General features: G+C 34.0%; 18 protein-coding genes. 4 read left to right on the forward strand and 14 right to left on the reverse strand.

Going from position 1 to position 20,919, the window contains the following annotated elements:
* Positions 1–377 precede the first annotated feature (377 nt).
* From H8R24_RS10050 to H8R24_RS10060, 3 genes are read right to left on the reverse strand one after another with little or no spacing between them, the layout of a single operon-like run.
* Positions 378–761, reverse strand: a complete 384-nt coding sequence (locus H8R24_RS10050; RefSeq protein ID WP_187018592.1) for a hypothetical protein — start codon at positions 759–761, stop codon at positions 378–380.
* Positions 762–769: 8 nt separating this feature from the next.
* Positions 770–2,191: a restriction endonuclease subunit S gene (locus tag H8R24_RS10055; RefSeq protein ID WP_187018594.1), complete on the reverse strand. Its 1,422-nt coding sequence runs from the start codon at positions 2,189–2,191 to the stop codon at positions 770–772.
* Positions 2,191–4,338, reverse strand: a complete 2,148-nt coding sequence (locus H8R24_RS10060; RefSeq protein ID WP_187018596.1) for a restriction endonuclease subunit M — start codon at positions 4,336–4,338, stop codon at positions 2,191–2,193. The genes H8R24_RS10055 and H8R24_RS10060 overlap by 1 nt, the downstream gene beginning before the upstream one ends.
* 317 nt (positions 4,339–4,655) lie before the next feature.
* On the opposite strand from H8R24_RS10060, the gene H8R24_RS10065 reads away from it, so the two are divergent.
* Positions 4,656–6,503 (forward strand): CocE/NonD family hydrolase, encoded by a 1,848-nt coding sequence (locus tag H8R24_RS10065; RefSeq protein WP_187018598.1) that lies wholly within the window; start codon positions 4,656–4,658, stop codon positions 6,501–6,503.
* Positions 6,504–6,873: 370 nt separating this feature from the next.
* On the opposite strand, the gene H8R24_RS10070 is transcribed toward H8R24_RS10065, so the two are convergent.
* The 5 genes from H8R24_RS10070 to epsC all read right to left on the reverse strand — a co-directional run bounded on the left by H8R24_RS10070 (position 6,874) and on the right by epsC (position 10,555).
* Positions 6,874–7,278, reverse strand: coding sequence for a hypothetical protein (locus tag H8R24_RS10070; protein ID WP_187018600.1), 405 nt, complete (start codon positions 7,276–7,278; stop codon positions 6,874–6,876).
* A 318-nt stretch (positions 7,279–7,596) separates the two neighbouring features.
* Entirely contained in the window at positions 7,597–8,241 is a 645-nt protein-coding gene (locus H8R24_RS10075) for an SGNH/GDSL hydrolase family protein (protein ID WP_187018602.1), read from the reverse strand.
* A 172-nt stretch (positions 8,242–8,413) separates the two neighbouring features.
* Positions 8,414–8,866 carry a GNAT family N-acetyltransferase gene (locus tag H8R24_RS10080; protein WP_317172579.1) on the reverse strand — a complete coding sequence of 151 codons (453 nt, stop codon included), beginning with the start codon at positions 8,864–8,866 and terminating at the stop codon, positions 8,414–8,416.
* Between the two features lie 8 nt (positions 8,867–8,874).
* Positions 8,875–9,762: a cysteine synthase CysM gene (gene cysM / locus H8R24_RS10085; RefSeq protein WP_187018605.1), complete on the reverse strand. Its 888-nt coding sequence runs from the start codon at positions 9,760–9,762 to the stop codon at positions 8,875–8,877.
* 1 nt (position 9,763) lies between these two features.
* Positions 9,764–10,555, reverse strand: coding sequence for a serine O-acetyltransferase EpsC (gene epsC / locus H8R24_RS10090; protein ID WP_187018607.1), 792 nt, complete (start codon positions 10,553–10,555; stop codon positions 9,764–9,766).
* Positions 10,556–12,123: 1,568 nt separating this feature from the next.
* Here epsC and H8R24_RS10095 point away from each other — a divergent pair.
* A complete protein-coding gene (locus tag H8R24_RS10095; RefSeq protein ID WP_187018609.1) occupies positions 12,124–12,306 on the forward strand; it encodes a hypothetical protein in 183 nt (60 codons plus the stop codon).
* The gene (locus H8R24_RS10100; RefSeq protein ID WP_187018611.1) at positions 12,299–12,850 is read left to right on the forward strand and encodes a Smr/MutS family protein; all 552 of its coding nucleotides are present in this window, start codon (positions 12,299–12,301) and stop codon (positions 12,848–12,850) included. The genes H8R24_RS10095 and H8R24_RS10100 overlap by 8 nt, the downstream gene beginning before the upstream one ends.
* Before the next feature lie 89 nt (positions 12,851–12,939).
* On the opposite strand, the gene H8R24_RS10105 is transcribed toward H8R24_RS10100, so the two are convergent.
* Positions 12,940–13,899 (reverse strand): hypothetical protein, encoded by a 960-nt coding sequence (locus tag H8R24_RS10105; RefSeq protein WP_187018614.1) that lies wholly within the window; start codon positions 13,897–13,899, stop codon positions 12,940–12,942.
* Positions 13,900–13,986: 87 nt separating this feature from the next.
* Here H8R24_RS10105 and H8R24_RS10110 point away from each other — a divergent pair, with 87 nt between their 5' ends.
* Positions 13,987–15,114 (forward strand): cysteine desulfurase family protein, encoded by a 1,128-nt coding sequence (locus H8R24_RS10110; RefSeq protein WP_187018617.1) that lies wholly within the window; start codon positions 13,987–13,989, stop codon positions 15,112–15,114.
* 43 nt (positions 15,115–15,157) lie between these two features.
* On the opposite strand, the gene H8R24_RS10115 is transcribed toward H8R24_RS10110, so the two are convergent.
* From H8R24_RS10115 to H8R24_RS10135, 5 genes are all read right to left on the reverse strand, one after another.
* The gene (locus H8R24_RS10115; RefSeq protein ID WP_187018619.1) at positions 15,158–16,381 is read right to left on the reverse strand and encodes a cation:proton antiporter; all 1,224 of its coding nucleotides are present in this window, start codon (positions 16,379–16,381) and stop codon (positions 15,158–15,160) included.
* A gap of 297 nt (positions 16,382–16,678) precedes the next feature.
* On the reverse strand, positions 16,679–17,068 hold the full coding sequence (locus H8R24_RS10120) for a response regulator (protein ID WP_187018621.1): 390 nt from the start codon (positions 17,066–17,068) through the stop codon (positions 16,679–16,681).
* Positions 17,065–19,383: a PAS domain S-box protein gene (locus tag H8R24_RS10125; RefSeq protein ID WP_187018624.1), complete on the reverse strand. Its 2,319-nt coding sequence runs from the start codon at positions 19,381–19,383 to the stop codon at positions 17,065–17,067. Before H8R24_RS10125 ends, H8R24_RS10120 begins: the two co-directional genes overlap by 4 nt.
* Positions 19,384–19,534: 151 nt before the next feature.
* Positions 19,535–19,828, reverse strand: coding sequence for a chaperone modulator CbpM (locus H8R24_RS10130; protein ID WP_187018626.1), 294 nt, complete (start codon positions 19,826–19,828; stop codon positions 19,535–19,537).
* Positions 19,825–20,727: a DnaJ C-terminal domain-containing protein gene (locus tag H8R24_RS10135; RefSeq protein ID WP_187018628.1), complete on the reverse strand. Its 903-nt coding sequence runs from the start codon at positions 20,725–20,727 to the stop codon at positions 19,825–19,827. Before H8R24_RS10135 ends, H8R24_RS10130 begins: the two co-directional genes overlap by 4 nt.
* Positions 20,728–20,919: the final 192 nt, after the last annotated feature.

A 20,919-nucleotide genomic window follows, 5' to 3' on the forward strand; every position in this document is an offset into this window, starting at 1 on the left:
AGTGCAATTTTGAAATATATTGTTTTCTGTTTCCGGGAAACTTGCGATATATCAAAGGCTTAACGACTTAAATACAAAATCTTTATCATCATTGTGTTTTTGGTTTCATTCTTTTACAGAAATAATTATAACCCTCTGTTTTATCAAGTTATTGATCACTTAAAGGTATTGTGTTTTCTATAGTAGATAATCTCATTAAGATGCCAATTGTACCCTTTTTATAGGTGATTGATATAAAGTAAATTTTTACCAGCAAGTACGGTTTTATTCGGGCTGAACGACATGTAGTTTACCTTTGAATCGACTGGAAGTTCCATTTCTAAATTCCAGCTACATCAAAGCAGTTGTAGAAAACCTTTTTTTCATAATTTCCTATTTTAAGGTCTTCTAAACTTTGACTCTGAAAGCGTTCTATCATCAAAACGATCTTGAATCCAACTGTATCCATCTTCAATAAAGTAATAAGTACTGTTGTGATTTGTAGATGGTAACTCAAATGAACCATAAATATCTACTGCTTCTTTCAAAATTTGTTTCCCTAAACCTTGTCCTTTTAAATAATCAACAGTATGCATATGTGCTAATTGAACATAATCCTCATATTCTACAAATTCGAAACAACTGCATATTAAATTATTACTATCTATTGCAAAAAGATATTGCACATCTTCGGCTGCTTGGTAAATTTCATAAACTCCAAAAGTTGAAATATGACAACATAGTTCTAGTTCAGAGGAAGACAAATTTTGATTGATTTCCATTTTTAATATTAGTTTAAAAGTAAATTTTCTATTTCTTGGTTCGCAAGTTGTAACGCCTTTTTTGTTTTGTCTTTTAATTCTTGTGCTTGTTGACGAATTTGAGTAATGTGATTAGCAATTTCTATTTGTTTTTTGAGTGGTGGAACAGGAATTGGTAATAATTTTAAATTATCATTATTTAAGTAATAAATCGTTGCAATAGAACAAGACCTTTTTGTTAATTCTAAAAAAATATCTGAATTAAACCAATATGTTGCAAAATCTGGATTTACTAAATCTTCAAAGAATTTTAGTGCTGAAACATTTTGATTTATAGATATTGGATTTTCTACATCATTTTTAGCAGACAAACCAACTGTACCAGCAATACACATAATAACTTCATTTTTTTCAGAAAAAGTTAATAAGTTTTCATATTGCTCTTGAACATATTTAGTGTTGCTCAAATCTATCTGATATTTTTTAAGATTAGTATTTCTTAAAAAGACAAAACCATCATTTTCAGAATATGGATTTAGTTTTTGATGTGGAGTAGTACCCGTTTTTATATTTTCTAATACTTCTTTTATTTTTTTAATTGGATATTTTGCTTCTGAAAATGATTTAAAAACTTCGTTGAAATACACTTTATTAAAATAAGGGTCAAAACGACTACTTGAAATTTCTTTCACAGACGTTGTAAACATTCTACTTTTTAAAGTGTTTTCTTTTTGAATTGGTAATGTAATACCTAACTCTTTTAATAAATAAGTATCTATACTATTTAAAAGTTTTTCGGCTGCGGCTTCGTTTTGTTGTTTTTGATTTACAGAAAAATTATATAATGAAATTATTTCTTTCTGTCTTATTAAAGATGGTATTGAAGGTAATTGTATTTCTGAAATCTTATCAAAACCTAGTTTAGGAATAGTTGTTTGTATATAACCCAATTCAATTTGTCTTTTTGAAGTTGAGAGTTCTAAAAGAATATGAAGATATTTTGGCAACAATTTATCTTTATCTTTTATTAAAAGTTTAGCACAATTTTCAGTTAGAATAGTATTTAATATATCATTTTCGACATAACAAATTTTACCTACAGTTCCAGCAATGGAAATTATGACATCATCCTTTTCAATTTTATACCTTTCTAAAAATTCGTAAATATCTTTTGAAATATAATTTAAATTACCCCATTCAATAAAGCCATAATCTTTCATATTACTAACTCTTAAATATCGGTATACCGTTGGTTCTGTTGAGTAATTAAGCCCTTTTGGTATTCTTTTTCCTCCTTTAATTTCAACTAACGTAGAGAGTTTTACAGGTTTTTTAATTTTTACAGGATTAATGTAAAATTGTGGGTCAAAACGTTTTTCAATTTCACTTTTTTGTAAAATAAAAACTTTGTTTTTGTCTAAAGATGTATTGTTTAGTGAATAACTGCTCATTATTTTTCGGTTTTATTAATGTGAGTTATAAACTTTTGTAATTCAGTACCAATTTCCACTAATTCGTTTGTTTTTGTTTCTCTACCTGTAGCATCATAACCGATGTCTTCGGCTATTGCCATAAAAATAGGGTAGTCGTCTAAAAGGTTTTGTTTGGCTTCAAAATACTTTTCGGTCATTTCTTCTTTAAGCAGATTTACTTTTTCGGTAAATTGTTGTTGTAAAGTTGTCTTGTCGTCTTTTATTAGTGCCGTTATATCTTTTTTAGGTGCGTTTGGGTTGTTTAGTTTTGCCAAACGTTCCAATTCTTTTATGGCAACTGTTTTTTCTTTATCCCAAGCGTCAATAGTTTTTATGTATTTGTTTTCGATTTTTAAATCGATTTTTAGTTTGTTTTTTTGGTTGTTTATTTTTTCGGTTTGTTTTGCTTTGTGTTTGCGTAAAAACATAACCGAACTTTTAACACCAGCACCTGTGGCACTAAAGGCAGTTTGTGGCATTGAAACCACTGCAACAATACGATACATTTCTTCGATATTATCTCGCACATATTGCATACTGCTATTGGTTAATATACCATCAGGAATAACAACAGCCAAATAACCACCTTCTACCAAGAACTTATAACATTGTTCTATAAACAACACTTCGGTACTTTGACTATCGCGGATTGTTTCTTTTGTGTCTTTAGGATTTAACCAATCGATTTCTTTTTTAGAAAGCGAGTAGTTGTGCATATATGCTTTTTCGGTTTGTTTTATGCTACTGCCGAAAGGTGGATTTGTAATAATATAATCGAAAGAATTGTATTTGAATTCTTTGTTTTTAGAATTGGCTTGCATTTCTTCATCGGTTACTAAACCATCAGAAGCAATAACGTTTGTATGTCCGTCATCGTGAATAATCATATTCATTTTTGCAGTACGTGCAATTTGGTCGTTAATTTCTATTCCAAAAAGGTTTTTTTCTGCGAAATCGTGCCAATGCTTGTAATGGTCTTTTTCATCTTTGATAACATCATAATATTCAGATGCTTGTTCACGAACCTTGTCGAGAGCATAAAGAAGAAAACCACCACTACCACAAGAAGTGTCTAATACTCTTGCTTTGTGTGTGATTGGTAAACTATCTACAATAAATTTTACAATTGGTCTTGGTGTAAAGTATTGCCCAAAGTCGCCACGGAAATAACTGCCCATAAAGGTTTCAAATGCTTTTCCTTTACTGTCTAAATCGGTTTTGTTTAAATTGATACGTTGAAAATACTTAACGATTGTAAGTGTTTCTTGTGCCGTTAAAGTAATACCATCTTTGAAAACTTCGGGAGCTTCTTTTTCTCCAATTGCATAAATAGCTTTTACACGTTTTAATAAATCTTCTGGGTCTTCGTCTCTGAAAATTTGAAAATCATAAGGTTCTCCTGTTTTTCTTGGGTGTTTTTCGTCCCAAATTTTACAGAAAATAAGTTTGTCTAATTCGTCAAAAGCAACACTTGGGTTTCTTTGACCACCTCCCCACAGCGCTTGATGTGATTGAATGAATATTTTTGTTAGTTCGCTTTCTGAAACGACTTGTAACTCGAAAAACTTTTGCGTATTTTTTTCGTTTGGTTCAGAAACTATATTTGTTTGATTATCTAATTGCGAAAAACCACCTTTTACATATTTATAAGGTGCTAATTTATCGATACCATATTGCGGAATATCTGGGATTTCAATTCTGCTTTTTGGCTTTTCTGTTGGTACTTCGTAATATTGATTTTTTATTCGAGAAGTTGTCCATACATATTTTGCACCTTCTGCAACTGCATAACTGTAAGCTTGGTCAACGGCAATATTAAATTGTTGGTCTGTTAAGTCTTCTTTTTTACATTCTACTAGAATATGCGTACTATGGCAATCATCATCGTTGTAAACAATTAGATCTGCTTCTTTGGTTTCTGAACCCATTTGAACAGAAACAAATTGTTTTATTCTTTTTTCGGGATAACCATATATCAATACAAGTGTAAGAAATGTTTCGGCTTGAACTTTTTCTTCGGGATTGTTGTAGTTTCTTTTTTTGTTTTGTTGAATGTAAGTTATGAAGTTTTGTTCTTCGTCAAACTTTATAATTCCTTTTTCAATTCCAAGTTCTATTAAATTCATTGTTCTTTGTGAAATATGTTTAGTTTGTAAAGATAGTATTTAAAGTAAAAAAATATTCTATCAGACTTACAATTTGGATAGTTTTGCTTTGCAATGTATTTTCAACGTTTCGTGTAACTCTAGGGTTTCCTACAACCCGCAAACAACAACAAAAACAGACGTATTTTTAGTACATTATTTACTTGTTGTAAATAAACACTTTATAAATCAAGACCGCAATACCCACTTTTAGTGATATTTTAAAAAACGCCTATAAGTTGTTTCATTATAGTATTATTCTAAATATCTTTACGTTTCTATAATCAGCTATTATTTACATGAAAAAACTATTATTTATTGCGTTTTTCGCAATTACAGTCAGCGCTTTTGCTCAAGATAATGCGCCAAATCCGGTTGGGGAGCAGTACACTAAAAAAGAGGTGAGTATTAAAATGCGCGATGGTGCTACTTTGTTTACGGCCATTTACAGCCCAAAAGACACTTCAAAGAAATACCCTATTATCATGCAGCGTACGCCTTACAGCTGTGCGCCTTATGGAGAAACGCAATTCAAGAAAAGCGTAGGCCCTAGCGAAACCATGATGAAAGAAGGCTATATTGTAGTCTATCAAGACGTACGCGGACGCTGGATGAGCGACGGTTTGTATGACAATATGCGCGCTTTTATTCCTAATAAAAAAGTAAATACACAGGTTGATGAAGCCTCAGATACCTATGACACGATTGACTGGTTAGTAAAAAATGTGGCAAACAACAATGGGAATGTTGGAGTTTGGGGAATTTCATATCCCGGGTTTTATGCTACGTACTCGCTGTTGAGCAACCATCCTGCTTTAAAAGCGGTTTCGCCTCAGGCTTGTATTAGTGATTTCTTTTTTGATGATTTTCATCACAATGGGGCTTATTTATTGAGCTATTGGAAAGCAACTCCTTTATTTGGGATTCAAAAAACCGATAAAACTACCAAGTCTTGGTACACACTTCCTGATGTAGGCACAAAGGACGATTACCAGTTTTTTCTTGATGCTGGGCCGTTGACTAATTTGGATACATTTTATGGCAAAGACAATGAATTTTGGCAACAGCTAAAAGACCATTCGAGCTATGATGATTTTTGGCAAAAACGCGGAATTCTACAACATTTAAAAAATATTAAACCTGCGGTAATGATTGTAGGTGGCTGGTTTGATGCTGAGGATTTATACGGTCCTTTGAATACGTACCAAGCCATTGAAAAAAGCAGCAAAAACTACAATACAATTGTTATGGGGCCATGGAGTCACGGCGATTGGGCTAGAAATAGTGCTACTGCTACCATAGGAAATATAAAGTTTGGTGATAGTATTTCGAGTTTCTACCAAAAAAATATTGAAGCCCACTTTTTTCGTCATTTCTTAAAAGAAAATGGTAAAAGCGAAAATAAATTACCCGAAGCCTATGTTTTTGACACGGGAGTGAAAGACTGGAAAACCTATGACGCTTGGCCACCAAAAAATGCGGTGAAAGAAACGATGTTTTTAAACGAGAACAAATTAACAACGCAAAGCGGTAAAAGTGGTGATTTTATCGAATTTATTAGTGATCCTAAAAAACCAGTGCCGTTTACTGAGGATATCAATCAAAAAGGGATTACACCCCGAAAATACATGACCGACGACCAGCGTTTTGCAGCAAGACGACCTGATGTTGTCATTTATGAAACCGAAGCTTTAACGACTGAGACTACGCTAGCAGGAGATATTTTGGCACAATTGCAAGTTTCTACATCTGGAACCGACTCAGACTGGATTGTGAAAGTAATCGATGTTTTCCCAGCGGATGAACCAGAAACGGCAGATGTGGCGCCGTATTTAAAAATGAGCAATTACCACATGATGGTGCGTAGTGAAGTGATGCGAGGTCGTTTTAGAAATAGTTTTATCAATCCAGAACCTTTTGTAGCCAATCAAAAAACAGCGGTGAATGTGAAGTTGCAAGATGTGATGCACACCTTCAAGAAAGGGCATAAAATTCAAATCCAAATTCAAAGTACGTGGTTTCCGTTGATTGACTTGAATCCGCAAACGTATGTAGATAATATCTTTTATGCCAAGGCTGAGGATTTTAAAAAACAAACACAACGAGTGTACGATGATTCTAAAATCATTTTTACAGTTGTCAAGTAAGCAGCTTGTTGAAGCATAAAAAATAGCCCAATCATTTCGGTATGATTGGGCTTTTTTTTGTTTTAAAACCGTACTTGAGTAGAAAGGAATAAGCTAGACGCAATTACAAAGTAATAGAGAATTAGATTTGCAATTAGGAATAAAACTTCATTTGTATTTATCTTGTCTTTGTTTATAATTTTAAGACTTTGAACGGTTAAAACGATTAAAGATCCTAAAACGGTTTTAACAGATAGAAAAAATACAATAAGAGCTATATTTTCATAAAAACTCCAATTAAAAACATATTTGTTAAAATAGTGATTTTGGAGTGCAAAACAGATAATAAATACATAAAGGAACAATTGCGACTTATAAAATCTTACTGTATTCATTGCATCTTTGTTTTGTATATTATGGAATCATAAGGCATCGTGATCGTAATCGAATCGAAATATTTTTGATGCATAAAATTGATTTTAAATTCATCAACATAATTTTTGACTTGCTCTAAATCTACCTTTTGCGATTCGTTACTAATAAAGTTCAGTTCAAAATTTTGAAGTGTATCTAGTTTTTTATTTTCGAAATCTCTAAAATACCATAAAGTATCTATTACTTCTCCTACTCGCATTTCTAGCTGATGTTTTCGATTTAGTTCAGAGATTAATTTGACTGTTTTCTGATTTGGTTGATAATATGGCAATCTTCTCATTCCCCATACAAAAGGATTTAGATAAAGCAACATGGGAAAAAAAATCAGGATTAATAGCACTACACTTATTAGTTTTTTCATTGGATGATTTTTATTAAACAAACATAATAAATTGGGAGTACTAAATTAGTTATTTTTTGTAGGAAGTTTTTTAAAATCTTATTACCAAAGAAACTTTTGGTTTTAAGTTGTAAATTGGGCGTAATAGCTGTTTTAAAATAGGCTAAAATATTTTTTTGAAGATTCTAATATCTTTTATGCCAAGGCTGAGGATTTTAAAAAACAAACACAACGGGTGTACGATGATTCTAAAATCATTTTTACAGTTGTCAAGTAAGCAGCTTGTTGAAGCATAAAAAATAGCCCAGTCATTTCGGTATGATTGGGCTATTTTTTTTGTTATCTGTTCGAAAGTGTTTCTTGTATGACTTGTTCAACCAGTGGTTCCATAACGAGGTAGCCTGTTTTGTTAGGATGTACTCCATCGTTTGCCAAGGCTAGCGGGAGTCCGTTGCACTCGTCAACCATCTTTGAAAAATAATCGATAAATGGCACCGCATTCGCTTTTGCGTAAGCGAACAATAAATCATTAAGCATCATCACTTTTAAGGCAGGACTCATACTCGGATTCCAGTTGAAAGTGTTGGCGGGCAAAACAGAGCAAAGGATGACTTTAATGTTGTGGGCTTTCGCCAAATCGATCATCGAGAAAATATTATTGCTAATCATTTCTAGGGTTGCAGGTCCTGTGTTTTCGGCAATGTCGTTGATTCCAGCCAGAATCACTACTATCTTAGGTTGTAAAGCAATCACATCGGCACGAAAACGAACGAGCATTTGCGGTGTGGTTTGACCGCTAATTCCTCGGTTGATGTAAGAATGCGTTTTAAAATAATCAGGCGCTACAGCAGTCCAAAACTCTGTTATGGAATCCCCCATAAAAACAACTTTTTTGGGTAGATCAGGATTGGCTTGCAGTCGTTGGTTGTCTTGCTGGTATTTGTTTAGGTTAGGCCAGTCTTGTGGCTGTCGTTTTTGTGCCATAATTGGTATAATTTTTTTTAACCACATAGCGTCATAGATTTTAAAAGTTTAAAAAGGTGTTTTACTTTGCTGGAGGAAATCATAGTAATGCGAACCTAAGATCGGAGTTATCCTTCTCTCTTTTTGCTATGTTTTTGTGTGGTTCAATCTTAATCTAAGCAGTTAAAACAGCTTACAATATCTTTTGAAAACAAATGCTATCTGCTGCGTCTTTGTACTGACCGTAATTTTGAATAACGGCATAACCATTTTTTTTATAGAGCCCAATGGCTGCTGTAAATTTGTAGCCCGTTTCTAGAATACAACTGTTGTAGTGTTCTTCCTGAGCCCAGATTTCTAGTTCTTTCAGCACTTTGGTAGCAATCCCTTTGCCTCTTGTTTCGGGATTGACGTACATGCGTTTGATTTCGGCAATATCGCTTTCATATTTTTTAAAAGCGCCACAACCCACAGCAATTTGGTCATCATAAATAACAATAGCATTTTTAATACTATCGCTTTTATTGAATTGGGCATAAAAAGCATGCTCATCACCATCTTTGATTTTGATGTCTTGGTCTAATAACGCGATCAGCGCTATAAAATCAGGATTATCGGGTGTGGTGCGTACAATTTGAATCATCATATTTTATATTAATCAAATAAATCCGAAGACAAATAACGGTCTCCACGATCACAAATAATAGCAACAATCACACCTGATTCCATTTCTTCGGCCAGTTTTACGGCAGTAGCCACGGATCCTCCGCTACTCATTCCTGCAAAAACGCCTTCTTCTAGAGCAAGTCTTTTAGTCATGGCGCGGGCATCGTCTTCGCTTACTTCAATAATGCGATCTACTTTCGAAGCATCAAAAATCTTAGGTAAATATTCTTGTGGCCATTTTCTAATTCCAGGAATTTGCGAACCGTCACTTGGTTGCGCACCTACAATTTGGATATTGGTATTTTTTTCTTTCAAGTAAGTGGAGGTTCCCATAATGGTTCCCGTTGTTCCCATCGCTGATACGAAATGGGTTACCGTTCCTTCGGTGTCATTCCATATTTCTGGACCAGTAGTTTTGTAATGCGCTTTCCAGTTGTCGTCGTTGGCAAACTGGTTGAGCATGATATAACCGCCTTCGGCCACTTTTTTATCGGCATAATCTCTAGAACCTAGAATTCCTTCTTTGGCAGGAGTCAAGATCACCGTTGCGCCATAGGCTCTCATGGTTTGTGTGCGTTCCTTGGTAGAATCTTCGGGTAGGACGAGTTCAATTTCGATTTTCATTAATTGCGCAATCATCGCCAGTGCTATTCCGGTGTTTCCGCTGGTAGCTTCAATAAGTTTGTCGCCAGGTTTAATATCACCTCTTTCCAGTGCCGATGCAATCATGTTGTATGCTGCTCTGTCTTTTACGCTTCCTCCCGGATTGTTTCCTTCCAGTTTTAATAAAAGCTTCACGTTTTTGTTGGCAACCAGATTCACTGTTTCTACTAAGGGCGTATTCCCTATTAGTTCTACTAATTTTTTAGGTTTCATATTATCTTAATTCTTTGACTTTAACTTCGGTTGTTGTGGTGTTGGTAACAATGGATTTGGCAGGAATAGATTTGGTCACCCAAGCATTTCCCCCTACAATACTACCTTTTCCTATAGTGGTTGCGCCGCCTAGAATGGTTGCATTGGCATAAATGCATACATTTTCTTCCACGGTGGGATGTCTTTTGGCATTTTTCATGTCTTTGCTTACGCTTAATGCTCCTAGAGTCACCCCTTGGTAGATTTTTACATTTTTCTCAATGACGGCCGTTTCACCAATAACAATTCCTGTGGCATGGTCAATAAAAAATGGAGAAGCGATCGTAGCCCCTGCATGTATGTCTGTTCCTGTAATACGGTGCGCGTATTCGCTCATAAGTCGAGAGAAGAGTAATAAGTCCAATGCATATAATTCGTGGCTTAAACGATAGATTGCAATGGCATAAAAGCCGGGGTAGGCTAGAAAGACTTCTTCAATGCTATTCGAAGCTGGGTCATTTTCTAAAATATAGGCTGCATCTTGATTCAGTTTTTCCAGTACCGATGGCAATTGGGCTAAATATTTGTCCCACATAGAATCACACAACGCATGCGGTTTTTTGCAAGCAATGGCCGATATGTCTTTGAAAAGTCTTTCAAGTTGGTCGATGCTTTCGCTCAAGGGAGCGTTTTTGTCAAACAAGGTATAAAACAGTTGCTCTGTAAAAGTTTCTGTTTTTGTTTTAATACTGTAATTGATCGAGAAATGACTTTTTAAAGAGTCAATATTTTGAATAATCAGATCTTTTGTCATGATTACGGGGAATGAAGAGTTAATAGAATGGGCTTAAAAATAATTCTTAGAAGCAACAACAACAATACCATTTGGTGTAAATGATAGCGCTTGTATAAAAAAGGATTTGTAGCTGTTTCATAAAGTAAGGGTTTCCTGAAATAAAAACAAAACAAAGATATTGAACTATTTTGGATTTTGACTTACAATTGGGAGTACTCTAACAAATGGATGCGGTTACTTTAAATAAAAATAAATCGTGCGCTATGTTGTTTTCACAAAAGTAAAAATGTAGAGTGCAAGAGGTCTTTTTTCACCCGAACGAAAATACAGTTTTTAGCATTTGTTTTCATCGAATGAAAAAATGCGCAAAGACAGAAATTTTAATTTTCAGAAAATAACTTTTAAAAAAAAACAAAACTGGAAAATCAAAAATAGGAGCAAGGTCATTTTCGAATAAAAAAATAGAACTGTTTGTGACTACTTAAAAAATAATAAAATTGTTCAAAGAGAAAAAACAGTTTGCAAGAATGGCTTTTGCCTGGATTTTAAAATCAGTAAAATGGATGCGATCTGTGGCGAAAAAAAAGATCTGATTTTTGGCTTGTAGTAATTAAAAAATCTGTTGATGAAAATTTGATTTTGCTTCGAATGAAAAAATGCGCAAAGATGGAAATTTTGATTTTCAGAAAATCACTTTTTCAAAAAACCAAAACTGGGAAATCAAAAATAGGAGCAAGGTCATTTTCGAATAAAAAAATAGAACTGTTTGGGACTATTTAAAAAATGATAAAATTGTTCAAAGAGAAAAAATAGTTTGCAGAATCTTTTTCGTCTAGATTTTTAAATCAGTAAAAATGGATGTGATCTGTGACGAAAAAAAAGATGTGATTTTTGGCTTGTAGTAATTAAAAAATCTGTTGATGAAAATTTGATTTTGCTTCGAATGAAAAAATGCGCAAAGATGGAAATTCTGATTTTCAGAAAATCACTTTTTCAAAAAATTAAAACTGGAAAATCAAAAATAGGAGCAAGGTCATTTTCGAATAAAAAAATAGAACTGTTTGGGACTATTTAAAAAATGATAAAATTGTTCAAAGAGAAAAAACAGTTTGCAAGAATGGCTTTCATCTAGATTTTAAAATCAGTAAAAAGGGATGCGATCTATGGCGAAAAAAAAGAGGCTGTTTTCGGCTCGTACTAAAAAAAAGCTGCAGCTGAAAATTTGATTTTGCTTCGAATGACAAAATGCGCAACGACAGAAATTCTAATTTTGAGAGAATCACTTTTTCAAAAAACCAAAACTGAAAAATCAAAAACAGGATCAAGGTCATTTTCGAAAATTAAGAAAAAAACAACAGTCAGGAAAAAGGTGAATTTAAGACTGAATTAAAAATAGAAAACAGGTCATTTTTGATTTTTAAAAACACTGTTTTTTAGTTCGAAAAAAGGGCGTAAAAAACAGCCGATTTTTAGCGTCTAAAAACAGTTGTTTTGAGATTGGATTTATGGAGGTTCCCAAAGAAACTTTTTGATTAAAACGACTGCTCTTTTTTAATTCCTTACTTTTGTAATCTGAAAATTAAAAAATGAAAAAAATAATAATTCCAATAATGATCTTGGCCATACTCGTTGCTTTTTTTGAGCAGGTGAGTGCCGATAAAAATGTATATATCACAGTAGGGGCAATAGTTGTTTTTATGTTTGGGATGATGCAGCTAAGTGCGAAAACGCCAAGTAAAAATCAAGAAAAAGAAGATAAAGATGTTTAGTAAAGGAGATAATGTTTCGGTGCTTGATGAAGCTATAAACGGGGTCGTACTGTCGACCAAAAATAATGAGGTAACGATAGAAACGGAGGAAGGATTCGTGATGACATTTTTTGTCAACGAGTTAATTAAAGTAAACGTTACCAGTAACTTAATGGATTCTATTAAAAGAATTAATGTAGATGAAATTAAAAAGGAAAAAACCATTCCAAAACCGCGTAGTTTTGTCAAAGAACGCAAGGATAAGAACGAAAGATCGGCTCCAGAATTTGATTTGCATATCGAAAAACTGGTGCTTAATAAACGCGGAATGTCAAACTATGATATTCTAACCTTACAGTCGGAAACGGCTAAAAGACATATTGAATTTGCGATCAAGAATCGCATTCCTAAGATCGTTTTTATTCATGGTGTTGGCGAAGGTGTTTTGAAAGCAGAGCTTGATTTTTTGTTGGGTCGTTATGATAATATCGACTTTCAAGAAGGCAATTATCAAAAATATGGACAAGGTGCAACCGAGGTTTATATTAAGCAAAACAGCAAGTAAAACAGCCGTTTTCAGGTCAAAAAAAGGGTCCCGTTTGCTGTGCAAACGGGACCCTTTTTTTTGATGTTTTTTTAGATAAAAAAGCTGCTTTAATTTGAAGTTAAAAGTACGCCGTAAGTGAATGAATCACCTAGTGAAAAACTATTGTTTCCTTTCTTTAAGCTGGCCTTTTTAAGTACAATTGTATGCTTGAAACTATTAGGTCCGTTAGTGGTGGTTGTTACTTCGATGATCCCGCTTGTGCTACTTACGCCCGCTACTCCAGTCCATTCTTGACTTAAAGTAGGTGTTGTAGGAGTGGTCGTATTACAGAAATATGCCGATGTTACTAAGCCTGAAAACAGTCTGTAAGTTAAGGCGTTTGTAGTAGTAGTAATCAGTCCTGTGCGAGGTGTGTTTAGCGGTGTAACTTCATTAACAATTAGACTTGGATCGATGTTTAGCATCAAGGCTTCGCTACTCGTGTAGTTGTAAATTTGGTTTGAACTACTGCATTTTTCTACCGTTTCATCAAACAAAAAAGGCAAGCTAGTAGCTGTTGTAGTGTAATCGCCAAAGGCAAATGTTTCGTAAACTTGCGTCCCAGAACTCTTCGCAAAGGTGATGTTTTTGAATGTAATATTGTGATTGTAGCCGGTAATTCGGGTGCTATTTGTTGTTGTATTTGTTGTTTTTATAGCAGTTGTAAAGATCTGAATTGTCCCATCGGTAGCACTCCATTGATCCGTAACATAAGGTGTTGCAGGAGCAATTGTTTCGCAAATATTGTCTGTTGCAACGGTCCCATTGTATAGTCTGTAGACTACTCTGTTGGTAGAACCAATACTTAACTCAGTAGGAGATCCTGTAGTAGATGGCTCTGTAGTAAAGGACGTTGAGGGGATTTCAAGTAGCAATGCTTCTTTGCTGTTTAGCTTGTAAATGATGCTGTTGGTGCTGCAACTTTGTACGGTTGCGCTATCAAAATCTATGTTTTCTTGCGTTAAATCACCATCATCACAGCCATTTAAAGTCATTGCAAGGACCAATATACCTAGAACTTTTTTCATTGTAAATTTTTATTTGCACAAAAATAGCGAAAAAAATGATAATTGATATTGGATAATAGACAATTGATATTTCATAACTTTGCAGCAATGAAAAAAGTATACCTCGATAACGCATCAACGACAGCTATTAGAACAGAAGTCATTCAGGAAATGGCTCATGTAATGGCACAAGACTACGGAAATCCATCATCAACTCACAGTTTTGGGCGCAATGCCAAGAGTGTATTAGAGTTGTCTAGGAAGTCTATAGCAAAGCATATAAAAGCTAGTGCACAAGAAATTATTTTTACTTCTTCTGGAACAGAGGCTAATAATTGGATCCTACGTTCAGCCGTAAAAGACTTAAAGGTACAACGTATTATTACGAGTAAAATAGAGCACCATGCGGTTTTGCATACGGTGTTGGTCCTGCAGCAAGAATATGGTATTCAGGTGGATTATGTACGTATTAAACCAGATGGCACTATAGATTTGACTGATTTAACGGTCTTGTTAGGCCAAGACGGTAAAACTTTAGTGAGTTTAATGCATGTCAATAATGAAGTAGGTACTGTTTTAGATCTTAAGCGCGTGGCTGTGATTTGTAAGGAACACAATGTGTTGTTGCACACAGATACCGTGCAGTCAATAGGTAAGACTGTTATTGATGTGGCAGAATTATCGATTGATTTTTTGGTGGCAAGTGCACATAAATTCCACGGTCCTAAAGGGGTTGGCTTTGCTTTTATTCGAAAAAATTCAGGCTTACAACCTTTGTTTTTTGGAGGTGAACAAGAAAAAGGTTTGCGACCGGGTACTGAAGCAGTGCATCAAATTGCAGGAATGGCGAAGGCTTTAGAGTTGGCTTACGCTAATTTAGACAACGAAAAAGCACATATTTCAGGACTTAAAACACATCTTATTCAACAGCTAGAATTGGAGTTTCCTGGTCATGCAATCAATGGTGATGCGGCTACTTTTTACAATATAGTTAATGTTTTATTGCCTTTTAGTGCAGATAAAACAGCTATGATTTTGTTTCATTTGGATATGAAAGGGATTGCAGTTTCGAGAGGAAGTGCCTGCCAAAGTGGTAGTATTAGACCTTCACATGTATTAGCCGAAATGCTCTCTGTTGATGATTTGAAGAAGCCTAGTTTGCGTATTTCCTTTAGTCATTATAATAGTTTAGAGGATGTCGATTTATTGATTGAGGCTTTGAAAAGCATAAAGTAAAAAAAAAAAATCTGCTACTAGCAGATTTTTTTTGGTCTTATTATTAAATTTTTTCGGTCTCGCTGATTGCTTTTTCTTTGGCTTTTCGGCGTTCTTCTAAGATCGTTTCTCGTTGTTTTGCAGTAACCATTAGCCCTATCATCATGATGATAGCAGTCAGCAAAATTACTTGAATAATCAATGATTTATTGACTAATTCAATCATATTTTCAGGCTTTATGGATAGAAATAGCAGGATGGTAATCAATCCTCTTGGCGCTACAAAAAGCAATGGAAACAGCGGCATATTTGATATTTTTAACTGGATAAAGCGCAGGATAAAAAGAATGATAACAATCCCAACGGCCCAAACGAAAGTATCGGCATTTAAGATTTCAGATGTTTGAATTAGGTATCCAAACAGTAAGAAAAACAAAGCACGAACTAGAAAAGTAGCCTCGATTATGAGTTCTTTGAACTTGGCAACCTCTTTGTTTAGTAAGTCTAATCTAAACTGGCGGGTCCATTTATAGTGTCTTAATTCGTCTAAATTCCCAATTGAAAGTCCAAATACTAAGATAAAGATCAGGGCTGGTAAGTGGAATATTTTTGATATTTCATAGATTAAGATGATCAGTAGAACGATTGGGACAAACTTAATATGGTGGTCAATTTTGTTTAATAAAAAGGATAGTAGAATTGTTGCTACAAATGAAATAGCTATGATTATTAAGATTTCGAGGCAGAAATAACCAAAGGTTTCTACGCCAAAACTCGTGTTAAAAGCAATGAAATTGAAAAATACAACACCAAATATGTCTGAGAGACTGCTTTCGTAAATGATGAATTCTTTTTGGCTGCTAGACAAATTACGAACGCTAGGAATGGCAATGGCGCTACTTATAACACAAAACGGAATCGCATTAATAAGGCTGTCTTTGAACGAATAACCTCCGTAATAATGCAGTAGGTAAGCCAGTGAAAAGGCAAGTACGATCAAAGGTAAAAACGCTCCTATGGATGATTTCTTGATCAGTCCTAGCTTTGATTTGTTTAATTCAAGCTCTAATGATCCTTCGAGAACAATTAAAATAAGTCCGATTGTTCCTAAAATAGGTAGGGTTGAACTTAGATCTGGGATGTCGATACTAAATAAAAGGGTAACTTCTCTTACGATCCAGCCTAAAAGTAACAATAAAATCACCGAAGGAATTTTAGTCCTAGATGCCGTAAGGTCAAATAAATAGGCTACTAACAATAGTAGGCAAAGTGAAATAATTATGGTCATAAAAATAAATTGTGTTTTGATATCTACTAGCTAAACTAGATTTGTACAAGGTGTAATATAGTACATTAGATTGTCAAAACATACCATTTTATGATTTCTGATTAAAAAATCATAATTTATTATTGTAAGGATACCTTAACTTACTGTGATTAAAGGCGCTAATTAAATATGCTGTGAACCGGGTTTTTTGTAAGTAATAGCCTCTTTTTTAAGGTTTTTCGCTATTTTTTCCGTTTTTATTTTTGAAATAAACGCAAGTCATCGCATTAGTGGGAAATGAAAGTAAAAAGCAAGCTGTTATTCTGCTAACATGTTTTTTAATCCTTCCATCGTAATAGGTTTAACGATATAATTACTTACTAAGTCGTATGATTTTGCTTTTTCCACATCGGCAGGGTCAACAGAACTTGTGATAATGTAAATGGTAATGGGGTTTTTATTAGGTATTTTAATAAATTCATCTAGAAATTGCCATCCGTCCCAGATGGGCATATTGAGGTCTAATAGTATGATATCGGGCAGTTTCTCTTTGTTGATAATGATGGCTTTCAGTTTGTCATACGCCTCTTTTCCGTTATGGAATACTAAAAAACTTTCGCAAAAATTGGCTAATTGCATGATTCTTTTTGTTCCAAAAACAAAAATTGGGTCGTCATCAATAATGCAGGCTATGTCAATTTTTTTCATTTTTTCAGGTATATTTTAAAGGTTGTCCCTTTGTTTAATTCACTTTCTACTTTTATCTTTCCACCCAAGGCTTCAACTTGATTTTTTGTAATAAAAAGCCCTATTCCACGTGCTTCGGGGTTATTTGTAAAGGTTTTGTACATGCCAAATAGCTTGGTTCGGTTTTTTTGCATGTCAATGCCTATTCCGTTGTCTTCAATATGTAGGACGACATATCTGTCTTCTATACTGCAAGATGCCTTTATATAGCTTTGTCTTTCTTCTGATCGGTATTTGATACCGTTAGTTATAAAATTCAGGAGTATGCTTTCTAGATAGGCAGGGATTCCTTTTATTGTGATGTAGGGATCGATCTCGCAGCTAATAGCAACATTGGATTGAGCGGTAACGACTGTAAGGTTTTTCAATGCTTTTTTCCAATAATCATACAAGTTTAAATCTTGTAAATTTTCATTTATGGAGTTGTTCATCAATACCACCTGATTTAAATGCTCAATTGTTTCTTTTAAATTTGCCGATGCTTGGTCTAAGTATTTTATAAATTCGTTTTCTTTTAAATCAGGATTTTCATATTCTAATAAGTCAAGCATCATGGCAATATTGCCCGAATGTGATCTTAAATTATGGGAGACTATGTGTGCAAAGTTTTTTAGACGGCTATTTTGATCTTTAGTGACGTCTAATAGGGATTTGATTTCTTTTTCGGCATTTTTTAAATTACTAATATCGACTGCTATTCCAAGGTAGCCAGTAGTAATTTTATTTGTTTTTACAGGGGTTATTGTTAATTGAACAGGAAATTGAAGTCCGTTTTTTTTAACGTAAGTCCATTCCCGTGTATCATAATTCCCTCTGTTTGATTCGTATGTCAAAATCTTAAAAGTATCAACGTTTTCTCCAAATTCATCAAAGATAGCTTGTCTTCTGGCTAATAATTCGTCTTTTTGATGAAAAAGGAAGGGAGTTTGTTTGTTTAAAACTTCCTTTTTGCTGTAGCCCAATAAATTTTGTGCTCCTTTATTAAAAGTAGTAATCGTACCATTAAGATCCGTTTCTATGATGGAAACTTTTGTGCTGGCATCCAGTATTCCTTGTATTTTGTTTAAGGTTTCGGTTAGTTGAAGTGCCGCTTTTTTATTGTCTGAAATATCTACGTGCGTTCCAAACATCATCAAGGGTTCGTCATCATCGGTCCAACTGATTATTTTTCCTTTGTCTAAAACCCAAATCCAACTACCGTCTTTATGTTTGATGCGGTACTCTGATCTGTAGAATTCTGTTTGTTTTTCAAAACAAGCCTTCATGTTTTTATTAGACCTTTCAATATCGTCTGGATGAATTAAACTGATCCATTTTTCAGTGTCTATTGGTGCAATTTCATCTAAAGTGTAACCAATTATGTTGGCCCACAATTCGCTATGCTGTGTTTCTCCTGTTTGTATATTCCATTCCCAAGTCCCTGCATTTGTGGCTTGTATGATGCTTTGTAGTTTTTCTTTTTCTTGTATCAAAGCCAATCTAGATTCTTTTTTGGCAGTAATGTCCTGAAATGTACCATAGATTCGTACGCAAGCTCCATCTTTAAATTCGGCTTGACCTATAGATTGTACCCATCTGTCATTCCCTTGAAGGGTGGTGATTTGTAATTCGTGATCAAAAGGGGTTCCTTTTGTAGTGATTGAATGAAACGATAGAGTTATTAAATCTCTACTTTCGCCTTCTTTGTATAAATTAAGCGCTGCTGCAATCTTAGGTTCGTAATCTATGGCGGCCTCATGAATAACCTTAGTCATGTCGCTCCAATACAAGCTTTGAGAAGCTAAATCGACTTCCCAATATCCTATTTTAGCCGCTAGATTGCATTTTTCTAGAAAAAGCTTCTGTTTCTTGAGTTGTAGTTGTTGTTCTTTTATGAGCGCTTCACTACTATAGGATTGAATGTTGTTTTCCTGATTCAGTCCAATAAAAAAAGCTACTAGGTCACCCGTTTCGTTTGTAACGGTTTTTATTTTAGTAAACAAAGTAATGGTGTTCCCATTTTTATGTTTGAAGCTGTAGTTGCAATCGGCAATGTTTTGATTTTTTAAATCAGTAAAATCGAATGATAGCTGATTGTCTTTTATGATCAGTAAATCAGCTGGTTTTAGGCAGGTATCATTGTTTTTATAGCCTAAAGTTTGATACAGTTTAGGATTGATCCAAAACGAATTTTTATTTACTACTATGAGTCCGTCTAGTGCATGCTCTTGTATGAAATCAATAAAACGAATATCTTTCTTAATTATTTCATAGAACTGTTCTTGAGCATGCATCATTTACGTACGTATTTAAAGCAGCATCGTTTCAGGTTAGTATAAAAGACAGATGCACTAACTCAAAGTTAGTTAAAAATCAAAAAAAAGTAGGCTAAACAACTGTTAAAATCAAGTTTTTTTCACCGCCTAACTTCATGAAACTAGATTTTTTTTAGTTTTCATATAATAGAAGTCTGTTTTTCAATCTGTTTACCTCCGTTTGTAAAGACTCTATTTTTTTTAATAAATTTAAGGCAATCGCTACACCTTCAATATTAACATCTAGCTCTTGGTGGATGCGAATTATTTTTTCGATTTCATAAATAGATTCTTTGTCAATGTATGTTTCTTTCTCAAAGACATGTAGTTCAACACTACCAATATCGCATAAATCGACAAAGAAATGATGTTCTATTTTATAATGAATGCAGAGTGATGTTATAGGTATAAAATTTTCTTGGATCATAATTTCTCTAACTTAGCAAGTTCTGTAAATAATTCTTTTTCTTTTTCAGTTAAATCTGTTGGAACCTGAATTTGATAGCTAATGTACAGGTCTCCAAATTGATTGTCTTTTTTATAAACGGGGAAACCTTTGCCTTTTAGTTTTACTTTGGTACCGTTTTGTGTTCCAGGATTTACATTTAATTTTACTTTTCCGTCAAATGTGTCTACCGTGATTTCGCCGCCTAGAATAGCCGTGTATAAATTAAGGTTCACTGTGCTGTAGAGGTTTTCTTTGTCTCTTTTAAAGTTGGAGTCATTATCAATCGAAAAAGTAATGTATAAATCTCCTTTTGGTCCTCCAGAAACGCCTTCGGCTCCATGTCCTGAAATTTTTATGATTTGGCCGTTTTCTACACCCGCAGCTATGGTTAACCTAATGTTTTTACCGTTTACCGTTAATGTGCGTTTGTGAGTAGTGTACACATCCTTGAGGCTAAGGTGCAGTTCGGCATTAAAGTCTTGTCCTTTATAGGATCTGCTTTGACGCTGACCACCGTTACCAGCCGATTGATTAAACATGGATTCAAAAAAATCCGAATAATCACCTCCTTCAAAGCCATTAAAGCCTGATTGTTGACCATTTCCTTGATGCGATCGTTGTTGCTGTTGTCTTGCTTTCTCAAATTCTGCACCATTTTGCCAGTTTTCACCGTATTGATCGTATTTTTTCCTGTTTTCAGGATTGCTCAATACTTCATTGGCTTCATTGAGTTCTTTAAACTTTAATTCAGCTTGTTTGTCATTAGGATTTAAGTCGGGATGGTATTTTCGGGCCATTTTTCGGTAGGCTTTCTTGATTTCCTGTTCCGTAGCTTTTTTATCAATTTCTAATACTTTGTAATAATCTATAAATGCCATAGTCAGCTTTTTTTAATATTTTTTACCAGTACAATTGTCAAATTAGGACTAGTATAAGGTCCTATCAAATTTAACGATTTATAATCAGATAGCGTTTGTTAATGGTACTTTATTTCGAGAATAAATTGGTGTTTTTGTATTTTTTATAAATAAAGAAAAAACCTATAAAATAAATATAAAAATCATATTTTT

This window comes from Flavobacterium muglaense, from assembly GCF_014305155.1.
Taxonomy (GTDB): domain Bacteria; phylum Bacteroidota; class Bacteroidia; order Flavobacteriales; family Flavobacteriaceae; genus Flavobacterium; species Flavobacterium muglaense.